The sequence below is a fragment of the Phyllobacterium sp. SL163 genome, assembly GCF_049896885.1.
GTDB lineage: Bacteria > Pseudomonadota > Alphaproteobacteria > Rhizobiales > Rhizobiaceae > Phyllobacterium > Phyllobacterium calauticae.
On sequence record NZ_JAFCVE010000002.1, the window covers coordinates 106,998 to 119,093 of the forward strand.

At 60.0% G+C, this 12,096-nt stretch carries 10 protein-coding genes; all 10 read right to left on the reverse strand.

All coding sequences use genetic code 11. The annotated features are described in order from the left end of the window. Positions 1 to 8: 8 nt before the first annotated feature. Complete coding sequence (locus ACP7B1_RS04095) at positions 9 to 2,819, reverse strand: [protein-PII] uridylyltransferase (protein WP_346305978.1); 2,811 nt, start codon at positions 2,817 to 2,819, stop codon at positions 9 to 11. 92 nt (positions 2,820 to 2,911) lie between these two features. Then, positions 2,912 to 5,632 carry a DNA mismatch repair protein MutS gene (mutS, locus tag ACP7B1_RS04100; protein ID WP_346305987.1) on the reverse strand — a complete coding sequence of 907 codons (2,721 nt, stop codon included), beginning with the start codon at positions 5,630 to 5,632 and terminating at the stop codon, positions 2,912 to 2,914. 147 nt (positions 5,633 to 5,779) lie between these two features. Beyond that, positions 5,780 to 6,619 carry a GNAT family N-acetyltransferase gene (locus ACP7B1_RS04105; protein ID WP_223612260.1) on the reverse strand — a complete coding sequence of 280 codons (840 nt, stop codon included), beginning with the start codon at positions 6,617 to 6,619 and terminating at the stop codon, positions 5,780 to 5,782. A 157-nt stretch (positions 6,620 to 6,776) separates the two neighbouring features. Beyond that, positions 6,777 to 7,280, reverse strand: a complete 504-nt coding sequence (lspA, locus tag ACP7B1_RS04110) for a signal peptidase II (protein ID WP_223612259.1) — start codon at positions 7,278 to 7,280, stop codon at positions 6,777 to 6,779. A gap of 5 nt (positions 7,281 to 7,285) precedes the next feature. Beyond that, positions 7,286 to 8,164: an RNA methyltransferase gene (locus ACP7B1_RS04115; RefSeq protein WP_346305979.1), complete on the reverse strand. Its 879-nt coding sequence runs from the start codon at positions 8,162 to 8,164 to the stop codon at positions 7,286 to 7,288. Beyond that, on the reverse strand, positions 8,161 to 9,267 hold the full coding sequence (locus ACP7B1_RS04120) for a class I SAM-dependent rRNA methyltransferase (RefSeq protein ID WP_346305980.1): 1,107 nt from the start codon (positions 9,265 to 9,267) through the stop codon (positions 8,161 to 8,163). The genes ACP7B1_RS04115 and ACP7B1_RS04120 overlap by 4 nt, the downstream gene beginning before the upstream one ends. An 83-nt stretch (positions 9,268 to 9,350) precedes the next feature. After that, positions 9,351 to 10,325 carry an ornithine cyclodeaminase family protein gene (locus ACP7B1_RS04125; protein ID WP_346305981.1) on the reverse strand — a complete coding sequence of 325 codons (975 nt, stop codon included), beginning with the start codon at positions 10,323 to 10,325 and terminating at the stop codon, positions 9,351 to 9,353. A gap of 24 nt (positions 10,326 to 10,349) precedes the next feature. Continuing rightward, positions 10,350 to 10,679, reverse strand: coding sequence for a LapA family protein (locus ACP7B1_RS04130; protein ID WP_346305982.1), 330 nt, complete (start codon positions 10,677 to 10,679; stop codon positions 10,350 to 10,352). A 69-nt stretch (positions 10,680 to 10,748) separates the two neighbouring features. Next, positions 10,749 to 11,030: an integration host factor subunit beta gene (locus ACP7B1_RS04135; protein ID WP_091878879.1), complete on the reverse strand. Its 282-nt coding sequence runs from the start codon at positions 11,028 to 11,030 to the stop codon at positions 10,749 to 10,751. A gap of 78 nt (positions 11,031 to 11,108) precedes the next feature. Further along, entirely contained in the window at positions 11,109 to 12,095 is a 987-nt protein-coding gene (gene sppA, locus ACP7B1_RS04140; protein WP_223612256.1) for a signal peptide peptidase SppA, read from the reverse strand. Between the last annotated feature and the right edge of the window lies 1 nt (position 12,096).

The following is a 12,096-nucleotide window of genomic DNA, read 5'->3' on the forward strand; positions in this document are numbered from 1 at the left end:
TGCTGAACCTATTCTGCCGACATCAGGATGTTGTGCCGCTGCGGTTGGGCCGTGGTGATATCGCCTTCGCCGAACAGGGCGAGCAGCTTCTTGCGGATGCGGTTCTGCCGCGCCCCGTTGGTGACCTGGTGGCCGACAAGATCGGTGACGTAGAACACGTCGATGACCTTTTCGCCGAACGTCGTCACATGCGCCGATGCGATATCAAGCGACAGATCGGAAATGACGCCGGTGATCTCCGAGAGCAGGCCCGGACGGTCCAGCCCCTCGACCTCGATGACGGTGAACTTGTTCGACAGCGTGTTGTTGATTTCGACGCGCGGCGTGATGCGGAACGCCTTGACCGCGCGTTTCGGCTTGGTGCGCGATGCCAGCATCTCCGGCAGGTAGGATTTGCCGGACAGCACATCCTCGATCAGGCGCCCCACCCGCATGGCGCGGCGGCGCTCGTCGTCATCGGTCGGGAATTCGCGGCTGATCAGGATCGTATCGAGCGCACGGCCGTCGCTCGTGGTGAAGATCTGCGCGTCGACGATATTGGCGCCGGCGGCAGCGCAGGCGCCGGCGATGATCGACAGAAGGCGCGGATGATCGGGCGAAAGCACGGTGATTTCGGTGACACCTTCGAAATCATGGGTTTTGACCATGGTCGCCAGGGTCTTTTCCGAGCTGTCGGATTCGCGCACGAAATTGGCATGGCGGATCTGGTCGTCGAGGCTGACCGTCAGCAGGTAGTTCTGATAGTGCAGGGCGAGATAGGACTGACGCTCGAGCTGCGGCCAGGATGACAGGGCATGTTCGAGCTGCGCGCGGGCGTGGTCGGTGCGTTCCTTGCGCGACACTTCCGAGAAACCGCCGGTCAGCATCAGTTCGGTTTCATAGAACAGCGTGCGCAGCAGCTGGCCCTTCCAGCCATTCCACACGCCCGGCCCGACCGCCTTGATATCGCACACGGTGAGGATCAGAAGCAGTTTCATCCGGTCAAGCGTCTGGACGATCTCGGCAAAGTCCTCGATGGTCTTGCGGTCATTGAGATCGCGTGACTGGGCAACCATGCTCATGGTCAGGTGCTGCTCGACCAGCCACGACACGGTTTCCGTGTCGGACTTGGACAGGCCCAGACGCGGGCAGACGCGCTTGGCGATGCGCGCACCGGCAAGTGAGTGGTCTTCCGGTCGGCCCTTAGCGATATCGTGCAGGAGCAGGGCGACGTAGAGGAGTTTGCGGTCCTTTTTCAGGGCTGGCATGATCTGGTTGGCCAGGGGATGCTCATTGCTGAGGTCGCCGTGATCGATCTCGGACAGTACGGCGATACAGCGCAAGAGATGCTCGTCGACCGTATAGTGATGATACATGTTGAACTGCATCATCGCGACGACCTTGCCGAAATCCGGGATGAACCTGCCCAGCACGCCGGATTCGTTCATGCGCCGCAGGATGAGTTCGGGATTGCGCTCGGAGGTCAGGATTTCAAGAAACAGGCGGTTGGCCTCGGGATTTTCGCGCAAATCCGCCTTGATCAGCGACAGGGAGCGGGTCACCAGCTGCATCGCATCGGGGTGGAGTTCGAGCCCATGCTGATCGGCCAGGTGGAACAGGCGGATGAGGTTGACCGGATCCTTCTGGAAAACGCCGTCATTGGCGATGGTGATGCGGTGGTTGTCGACGACGAAATCCGACGTTCCCGGCAGTTTGCGCTTGCGACGCGAGAAGGTGAGGAAAATCCGGTTGAAACCGGGAACATGTTTTGCCTGTTCTTCTTCCAGCGCGGCGCAGATGATGCGCGTCAGGTCGCCCACTTCCTTGGCGACGAGGAAGTAATGCTTCATGAAGCGCTCGACATCGCGCTGGCCGGGATGTGCCGTATAGCCGAGCCGCTGGGCAATCTCGCTCTGGATGTCGAAGGACAGCCGTTCCTCCGCCTTGCCGGTATAGAAATGCATATGGCAGCGCACGGCCCATAAAAGGTCTTCGGCCTTGCGGAAAATATTGTGCTCGGCGCGCGACAACACCCCGAGCTTGACCAGTTCGTCACTGGTCTTGACGTGGTAGTAATATTTGGCGATCCAGAACAGCGTGTGCAGATCGCGCTGGCCGCCTTTGCCTTCCTTGACGTTCGGTTCGACGAGATAGCGGGTCGCACCGGCCTTGCGGTGCCGTTCGTTGCGCTCGGTCAGCTTCGCCTCGATGAAGGCCGGTCCTGTCCCCTTGACGACTTCCGTATCGAAGCGGCGCACCAATGTGGTGAAAAGCTCGTCATTGCCGCAGACGTAGCGGGCTTCGAGAATACTGGTGCGGATGGTCATGTCGGCGAGCGACTGGCGGATGGATTCGTCGACATTGCGCGTGGCGTGGCCGACCTTCAGGCCCATATCCCAGAGCATGTAGAGGATATACTCGACCACCTGTTCGCCCCACGGGGTCTGCTTGTAGGGCAGCAGGAACAGAAGGTCGATATCGGAACCAGGCGCCAGCCCGCCGCGGCCGTAGCCGCCGACCGCCACCACCGTCATCCGTTCTGCCGTGGATGGATTGACCGAATGATAGACATGGGTGATCGCAAAATCGTAGAGCGCCGAAATGATCTGGTCCATCAGATAGGACAGGCGCACGGAGCAGCGTGTGCCGCCGCCGTCCTTTTTCAACATCTCCTCGGCAGTCTTGCGACCCGAAACGAGTGTCTCTTTCAGGAGCTGCAGCACGTCATTGCGATTGACGGAAGCGGCGCCTTGTTTTTTTGCCGCCCTGACCAGATCTTCAAGCTGACGATGAAGTTTGGCCGGACTGACGATCTGTTCCAGTTTCAGGTCTGCGCTCATGAACACGACTTTATGAATGATGGCCGCACGCTATAGCGCGTATTTGCCATAAACGAAATGCTTACCTTTGAAGACACTGTGCCCCCAAGTCTTCACGATGTCGGGTTTGTGGCGAGGCCTTTCAACCGGTAGAGCGCGTCAAGCGCCTCGCGCGGCGTCATTTCATCGGGATTGACCGTCGAAAGGGCTGCCAGCAGCGCACTGTCCTTGCCCTTGGCAGGCGCTTTCACCTCACGTTTGACCTCGACCGAGAACAGCGGCAGGTCATCGATCAGCTTGTCAGCCTTCCCCGATGTCTCTCCGGCTTCCAGCTGATGCAGAACGTCGCGGGCGCGGTTGACCACGGCTTCCGGCAATCCGGCCAACCGCGCCACCTGCACGCCATAGGAGCGGTCTGCGGCGCCCTTGGCCACCTCATGCAGGAAGACGACGTCGCCGTCCCACTCCTTGACCCGCATGGTGACGTTGCTCAGGCGCGTCAGCTTTTCCGACAGCGAGGTCATTTCATGGAAATGCGTGGCAAAAATTGCCCGGCACTGGTTCTTCTCATGCAGATATTCCACTGCTGCCCATGCGATCGACAGGCCGTCGAAGGTCGCGGTGCCGCGGCCGATCTCATCGAGAATGACCAGGGAATGGTCGCTGGCCTGATTGAGGATGGCGGCTGTTTCCACCATCTCCACCATGAAAGTGGACCGGCCGCGCGCCAGATCGTCCGATGCGCCGACGCGCGAGAACAGGCGGTCGACAATGCCGATATGGGCTGAACCGGCCGGCACGAACGATCCCATCTGCGCAAGAATGGCAATCAGGGCGTTCTGGCGCAGGAATGTCGATTTACCGCCCATGTTCGGTCCGGTCAGGAGCCAGATCGCGCCTTTGGCTGCACCCTCGGGCGAGAGATTGCAGTCATTGGCAACGAACGGGTTGGCGGCCTGACGGCGCAGCGACTGTTCAACAACGGGGTGACGCCCGGCAACGATCTCGAAGGCGAGAGTGTCATCGACCAGCGGGCGGCAATAGCCCTGCTCTTCGGCAAGGGCAGCGAGCGATGCCGACACATCGAGGGTTGCCAGCGCTGCAGCGCCGGCGCGGATTGCGTCGGCATTGGTAACCGTTTCCCCGGTCAGCACGTCGAAAATGCCAAGCTCGATCGACAGCGCCCGTTCGGCGGCATTGGCGATTTTGGTTTCGAGTTCGGCGAGCTCCGTTGTCGTGAACCGCATCGCATTGGCGATGGTCTGGCGATGGATGAATTTGCCCTTGGCCTCATCCGTGTCGGTCATCACGGATGCATTGTTCGCCGTGACCTCGATGAAATAGCCAAGCACATTGTTGTGCTTGATCTTGAGCGAACGTATGCCGGTCAGATCCATGTAATCGGCCTGGAGACCGGCAATGATGCGGCGGGAGTGGTCGCGCAAGGCGCGCATCTCATCAAGTTCCGCATTGTATCCGGGCCGCACGAAACCACCGTCGCGCTTCAGCAGAGGCAGTTCATCGTCCAGCGCCCGGTCAAGGTGAGCGGCATAGTCGTGGGGCAGGCTGCCAAGGCAATCCCGAACGGCGGAGAGTTCGGGGGGAAGCACTTCCCTGCCCAGGAATGAAGCGATTTGCGCCGCTGCTTCAAGGCCGCGTGCGAGGGCGCCGAGATCGCGCGGACCACCGCGCCCGACGGCAAGGCGCGACAGGGCGCGGGGCATGTCCGGCACGCCCTTCAATGCTTCGCGGGTCAGATCGGCGAGGGATTGTCCGGCGAGAAAGCAGGAGACGGAATCGAGCCGTGCCGCAATGGCTGCGGGATTTGTCAGCGGCGAGGTCAGCCGCTCGGCCAACAGCCGGGCGCCGCCGCCGGTAACCGTGCGGTCAATGGATTTGAGCAGGCTGCCGTCACGATTGCCCGACAAGGTGCGCAGCATTTCCAGATTGGCGCGGGTGGCCGGGTCGATGAAAAGCGTGGAGCCTTCCGATTCCCGCTCTGGCCGCATCAGTGGCGGGCGTTCGGAAATCTGTGTCTTCTCCACATAGGCGATAGCGCCCGAGATGGCGGACAGTTCGGCGCGCGAAAAATGCCCGAAGCCGTCGAGCGTGGCCACGTCGAAATAGCGCTGTATGCGGTTTTCCGCCGTGGCGCTGTCGAAAAGGCTTGGCGGCTGCGGGCTGACCGAGCGCCCGATGACATCGAATGTCGGGCGCAGGTCCGGATCGTGAAACACCGGATCGGCAACGATCAGTTCGCGCGGGTCGACGCGCAGAATATCGGCAAGCAGCCGCGACGGATCGGTTTCGCTGACCCGGAACGTGCCGGTGGAAATATCGATCCAGGCGAGGGCAAACTGGCCCTGCGCCGCGCCTTTCACCCGTCCCAGCGTCATGAGATAGTTGGCTTCGGAGGGATCGAGCAGCTTTTCCTCGGTGAGCGTGCCGGGGGTGACCAGCCGCACGACATCGCGCTTCACCACGGATTTCGATCCGCGCTTGCGCGCTTCAGCCGGGTCTTCCACCTGTTCGCACACCGCAACCCGGAAGCCGCGCATGATCAGCTTCTGCAGATAGTCGTCCGCCGCATGCACCGGTACGCCGCACATCGGGATATCCTCGCCCAGATGCTTGCCGCGCTTGGTCAGGGTGATCCCGAGGGCGCGGGACGCGGCTATGGCATCATCGAAGAACAGCTCGTAGAAGTCGCCCATCCGGTAAAACAGCAGGCTGTCCGGATTGGTCGCCTTGATCTCGATATACTGCTCCATCATCGGCGTTGGGCGCGCCGAGCTGTCAGCCTCATAGGATGGTGTTTCCGCAGTGAATGGCATGTCGGCCAAGACGTTCTCCTGATTTTGACCGATTCCGATCAGAAGACCAATCTATGCGCTATCGGGAACTTTACACACCGTGCAGGCGCATCATCGGCGGTTTTCTCCACAGATGATGTTCGTCCTGCATGAGGCGAAAGTGGAATTTCAGTCGAAACGCTTGGCGTTGGAGATGTAATGGCTGACGTAGCGGGTAGAAATGCGGCTGACCGGCAGAATGATCAGCACATCGGTCGTGCCGAAATCATGATCCACCACCGCACCGTCACCGATCATGGCACCAAGGCGCAGATAGCCCTTGATCAATGGCGGCATGGCGAACAGGGCAACCTTCGGATTGACCGCTTCGCTGGGAACGAGGTCCATCGGCTGATACAGCGATGGCAGAGCCTGGACATCCCAGTCTGGCGTTGCGCGGCAATTGTGATGCAGGAATGACAGCGGCAGGGCATGCGCCGCCGGCACCGTTCCCTGGAAGGATGCGCAGCCGAACATCACGTCGATGGAGTGATAGCGGCAATAGCTCCAGATGCCCTGCCACAGCAGTTCGACCGTGCGCTTCGAGCGGTATTCCGGCAAAACACAGGAACGGCCGAGCTCAAGGAAATGCATCTGCGGCTTGGCGGCAACCAGACTGTCGATCGTATATTCGCTAGCCGAGTAAAAACCGCCTGTTTTGTGGGCAACTTCCGAGCGCATCAGCCGGTAGGTGCCGACGATCTGCTTGTGCTTGGGGCCAATGATCGAGGTGTCATAAACCAGGAGGTGATCGCATACGGGATCAAAACGGTCTGCGTCGCGTTGCTCCAGGGAAGCCGAGCCCTTGGCGCCGAGTTCATCGAAAAATACCTTGAAGCGCAGCTGCTGGGCAGAGACGATTTCGGCTTCGGTTTGCGCAAGGCAAACTTCCATCGTCCCAATGCGTCCAAGCACCGCGACAAGGTGTGGCGCCGTAAACGGCGAGGGTGTTGAATCAACCTGCGACATCGTGTGCTGATCTTTAAAGATAGACGCAGGTTCAAGCAAGGCGAAGCTCATAACGATTCGCTCTCATCATGGTTGATCGGCAATCACTAGATGCTTGAATACAACAATTGGATGACGGGCGCATGACGCGGGAGACGCCGCAGATGCTGGGTTTTCCTCAGTTTCCCCCAGCTTGCCCCTTTGGTGTCTTGCGCTCGCGCAGCCAGACAAAAATTTCTTCAAGCACGACCAGTGCGGCGCCGACGGAAATGTAGGCATCGGCCAGATTGAAGACGGCAAATGACCATGACGGCAGATGGAAAAGAATATAATCAACGACATAGCCAAGCAGGCTGCGGTCGATCAGATTGCCGATGGCACCACCGATGATCAGCGCAAAGCCGATGCGCGAGATCCAGCGTGCCGGTACGGTGCTCCACCAGAGATAGCTGACAAAGGCGATGACGACGACGGTCAAGCCGATCAGGGCAAGGTCGTGCATGCCGCTGAGCATCGAAAATGCAATGCCATTATTGTGAACACGAAAAAGCGCCAGAAATGGCAGCAGATCGATCTGCTGCTGGTAATCCATGCCGGTCTCGACGAGATATTTGATGATCTGGTCGCTCGCCACAGCAAGCACCACAATCGCCAGCAGGCCGAAGAAGGATTTGCTTTTCATGGAGGTTATTTATCCTGTTTGCCGCCATCGAGTGTCAACGCCTCGCGGCGGATCTCGAACAGCATGACGCCGGTGGCAATGGCGAGATTGAGCGAATCCGCCCGGCCTTCCTGGGGAATGCGGGCCAGCTTGTCACAGGTTGAGGCCAGCGTGTCAGGGAGGCCCTGCTGCTCATTGCCCATCAGCAGAATGACCGGCTTGCCCATGTAGGGAATCGTCCGGTAGTCGACGGCGCCTTTGAGGTGCGTGCCGACGATGAGTCCCGAAAATCCCTTTCGCCAGGAAAGGAATTCCGTTTCGCTTGTGCGTATCAGCGGGACGGCAAAGACCGAACCCATGGTGGCGCGCACGGTTTCGAGCGAAAACGGGTCCGTGGCGTCACCGATCAGGATGATACCCTTGGCGCCTGCCGCATCGGCTGTCCGGATGATCGTGCCGAGATTGCCCGGATCGCGCACCCGGTCGAGCGCGACGTAAACATCGTTGCCCTGCGGTCGGGTGGCCGACAGGGATTGCAGCTGCTGTTCGAACACGCCGACGACCATTTGCGGGTTGTCGCGCCGGGTGATGGCGGAAATCACCTTCTCGTTGACCTCGAGCACGTCACCGCCTTTGGCAATCGTGCGGGCTGCCACCTGCTCGACAAGGGAATTGCCCTTGCCGGCCTTGGAATAGACCAGCGTCTTGATGACCCAGCCGAGATCGAGCGCGTCGATGACGAGTTTCAGGCCTTCGGCCAGAAACACACCCTGCTGGTCGCGGAACTTCTTCAGCGCCAGGGATCGCAGATCCTTGACGATCGGGTTGGTCAGGCTGGTGACTTCCTTGACCTTGCCGGGCCGCGCGATGGAGCTGCCGTGCTGGCGGTCGTCATGTCTGGTCATTTGGCACCCCAGCGGCTGAACAGGGACGTGGAAAGGGCGCGCCCGGAAGACCGTTCGCGCAGGATCAGTTCGCCGGACTGCACTTCGCCGCCCAGACCGGTAAAGGCATCGCGCATCAGCTCGTGAATGGCAAAGAACGATGCGCGGATGGAATAGGCGGTCAGCACCACACCGAGCGGATTGGGCGTCAGGATCGACCGGCACAGATCGACCATATCGGGCAGATTGTCGAAGAGCTGCCAGACCTCGCCATTCGGGCCGCGGCCATAGGCGGGCGGATCGAGCAGGATGATGTCATAACCGCTGCCGCGCCGCTCTTCGCGGGCGACGAATTTCATCGCATCCTCGCAAATCCAGCGGATGGGCTTGCCGGAAAGTCCGGCCATTTCCTGATTCTCGCGCGCCCAGACGATCGCTTTCTTCGAGGCGTCGACATGAGTCACCTCCGCGCCCGCACGGGCGGCAACGAGCGAGGCGACGCCGGTATAGCCGAAAAGATTGAGCACCTTCACCGGGCGCTTTGCACCGCGAATGAGGTTGTCCATATGCGACCAGTGCGTTCCCTGTTCGGGAAACACGCCCACATGCCGGAAGGAGGTGAAGCGGCCGAAGAAGGGAATGCCCTCATAGGCAAGCGGCCAAGTTTCGCCGAGCGGCACCTTGGGGAAATGCCAGCGTCCGACGCCTTCTTCATCCGTATTGCCGGTAAAGATCGCGTCAGCCTTGTCCCACTCGGCCTTGTTCCAGGCCGGGAGCCAGATGGCCTGGCCTTCCGGGCGGATGATCCGGTAGGGACCATATTGTTCAAGCTTGAGGCCGTTACCGCTGTCGAGCAGGGCGTAATCATCGGAGGGCAGCGTTTCGAGGATCAGGCCGGTCTTTTCTGTCGGGCGCGGGCCGGTATGGCGGGTCAGGACCCGCTTGGGCAGCGGTTCAGAGCGGGGCGCTGCCTTGACGCGCGCATCATTGTCCGGGGCCTGCGCAGGCTTGGCAAATTGCGGGCGGGGTTTTGTCGCCTGCTGCCGGTGCGGCGCAGCTTTCGGTCCCGCGCCTTTCGGGCCGGTGCCCTTGGCCTTCCTGATTTTTCCGCCAGACGATTTCAAACCGTTATGCCCTCATATGCCCTTGGCCATCGCTCAATGGTGGTTTCCTATGCCAAGATGAGGAAAGGCGAAAGCAAAAACACTCAGGCAGAGGCTGCAATCGCCTTTTCATAGACCAGAATGCCGGCGGCAAGGTCTTCCAGCGCAGCGCCGACCGACTTGAACAGGGTGATTTCATCGGACGACTGACGCCCCTTCACCGTTCCGCGGGTGAGATCGAACAGATCGCCGATCACGTGGCTGTCGCCGATAACGCCCGCCTTGATCGGCTGGACGAGGTCGCCGCCTTCCTTCAGTGCGCCTTCCCTGGTGTCGACAAACACCCGCGCGCGCTTGACGCACTCATCGTCGCTTTCCCGCATGATGGGGGTAAAGGCACCGATAAGATCGACATGCGCGCCCTTCTTCAGATGCCTGCCGAAAATAAGCGGTTCGGTCGACAGTGTGCCAGCAGCGATAATATCGGCATCGGCGATGGCCGCATCCTTGTCGGTAACCGCCTTGGCGTTGAACCCGTCAGCGACGAGATCCGCCGCCACTTTGCGCGCATTGTCGATGCTGCGGTTCCAGATGGAAATCTCGCGGATCGGTCTGACAGAGCTGTGCGCGCGGGCGAGAAAGCCCGAGAGCGCGCCGGCGCCAAGGATAACCAGTTTCGATGCATCTTCGCGGGCGAGATAGCGGGCGGCAAGGGCGGAGGCGCCTGCGGTGCGCCATGTGGTCAAACGCTGGCCATCGATCAGGGCCTTGGGTTCCCCGGTCTTGCCGTCGAGCAGCAGATAGACGCCCATGACGGCCGGTTTGGCAATGGCCCCATTGTCAGGTGACACCGTGACGATCTTGACGCCCATATAGCCCTTCGACGAATCGCCGAGCGCGTCGAAGTCCGACCAGGCCGGCATCAGCAGAAGCGTCGATGCGGCGCCGTCGGGGCGATCAACCGTGTGATGGTGGCGCACGGGCTGGATAACGCCCTGACGGAACGCCGTTTCAATGGCGTTGATCATGTCCGGCCAGTTCAACAGCCCGTCGACGTCAGCCGGAGAGACCAGTTTCATTGCAAATCCTTGAAAATATGCTGCTTAGTGCAGGGAGGGAAGGTTGGGCGTGGACTGCGTGGCCGCCGATTTCCGCGCCTCCATGCGCAGGAGTTCGGCTTCCTGCTTGCGCTGGCGGGCCAGTTTGCGGTGGCGGCCCTGGTTGATCCAGGTGGCGAAACTGCCAAGGATCAGCCCGACGAAGAGAGCGAGAAACAGCCAGACGAAGAGGGGTGCGGCATAGGACAGGCCGGGATTGCCCGGATTGAACGGATCGATCGTAAAGGTCACCAGCCCGCGATTGGCCACCGACAGTGCAATCAGGATAACTGCCAGCGGCACGAGAATGAGGACGACAACGACGCGATTGATCATATCTCTCTCCAGGGTAACAGCACTTCACGTATCATCAGGCTATGAGGCCGCCCCAGCTTGTTGCTGCATTCAGTCGGCGTTCAGCCGGTCGCGCAGCTCTTTGCCGGTCTTGAAGAATGGCACCCACTTTTCCTCGACCTCGACGCTGTCGCCGGTGCGCGGATTGCGGCCGCTGCGGGCGGGGCGGTTTTTCACCGAGAAAGCCCCGAAGCCACGAAGCTCGACCCGATTCCCTTCCGCAAGAGCGTCGGTGATCTCGTCGAAAATGGCGCCGACGATATTCTCGACATCGCGTTGAAACAGGTGCGGATTGCGGTTGGCAATGATCTGGACGAGCTCTGATTTGATCACGGCATAATCCCCTTCTGGTTCAAGTTCAAATGACACGGCCATTATGACTATGTCACTGATCCTGTAAGCTTAAATATTCTATTGCGCCCCTACGGGCCTGCCGTCAACGTGCCAAACAGAAACGAGCCCGTCAAGGAAGATGCGATCACCGGTCAAATCGCGCAGCAACCCGGTGCTTTCCTGCGGAATACCGAGATATTGCGCCAACATTTTCAGCGCGGATTGGGATAGAAACGAGCTGAAAGTTGTCTTTTGTGCGGGTTTCCATTCGATGACAGGCAATTTCTCGTCAACGCCCTTGGTTTTCAGCCAGGCAATCGACTTGTCTTCCCCGCCAAGTTCGTCGATCAGTTTGTTGGCCAGCGCCTGTCTGCCGGTAAAAACCGATCCGTCTGCCAGCGCAAGCGTCTGTTCGCGGGTGAAATTGCGCCGTTCCTGAACGATTCCGACGAACCAGTCATAGGAATCCATGATCATGCGATGGATCATGGCTTTGGCTTCGTCGCTGGCGGGGTTGAAAAAGTTCGGTTCGGCTTTCAGCGGACTGGATTTGATTGTCTCCACCTTGACGCCGACCTTCGTCAGCAGTTCGGAAATATCGGGATACTGGAACAGCACGCCGATCGATCCGACGATGGAGGACTGGCGTGCGACAATATGGTCCGAACCGCTGGCAATCATGTAGCCTGCCGAGGCCGCCAATGTGCCGACCTGCGCAACGACGGGTTTTTTCGCGGCAATCTTGCGCACGGCTTCATAGATGGCTTCGCCGCCCGCCGTGGTGCCGCCCGGTGAATCCACCGAAAGAATGACGCCTTTCACAGCGGTGGAATCGGCGACTTCGCCCAGACGCTTGATGAGTTCGTCATTCTCGAAAATCGTGCCTTCAACACGAATTTTGGCGATATGCGCTGCGGTTTTGCCGGAAAGGCGGTCGGAACCGGAGAGAAATCCGTAAAGCCCGATCAGGGCGAGCGCGACAACCAGAAGGGAAAGCACACGCCAGAATGTCAGCTTGCGCCGGAGACGGCGCCTGTCGATGATTGCGTCAGCTGTGTTTGCCATC

Excerpts from the sequence above, each read along its gene's own strand:
- ACP7B1_RS04115 (WP_346305979.1), bottom strand. The coding sequence starts at position 8,164 with ATGACCAGACATGACGACCGCCAGCACGGCAGCTCCATCGCGCGGCCC.
- sppA (WP_223612256.1), bottom strand. The coding sequence starts at position 12,095 with ATGGCAAACACAGCTGACGCAATCATCGACAGGCGCCGTCTCCGGCGC.
- ACP7B1_RS04095 (WP_346305978.1), bottom strand. The coding sequence starts at position 2,819 with ATGAGCGCAGACCTGAAACTGGAACAGATCGTCAGTCCGGCCAAACTT.
- lspA (WP_223612259.1), bottom strand. The coding sequence starts at position 7,280 with ATGAAAAGCAAATCCTTCTTCGGCCTGCTGGCGATTGTGGTGCTTGCT.
- ACP7B1_RS04130 (WP_346305982.1), bottom strand. The coding sequence starts at position 10,679 with ATGATCAATCGCGTCGTTGTCGTCCTCATTCTCGTGCCGCTGGCAGTT.
- mutS (WP_346305987.1), bottom strand. The coding sequence starts at position 5,632 with ATGCCATTCACTGCGGAAACACCATCCTATGAGGCTGACAGCTCGGCG.
- ACP7B1_RS04125 (WP_346305981.1), bottom strand. The coding sequence starts at position 10,325 with ATGAAACTGGTCTCTCCGGCTGACGTCGACGGGCTGTTGAACTGGCCG.
- ACP7B1_RS04105 (WP_223612260.1), bottom strand. The coding sequence starts at position 6,619 with ATGTCGCAGGTTGATTCAACACCCTCGCCGTTTACGGCGCCACACCTT.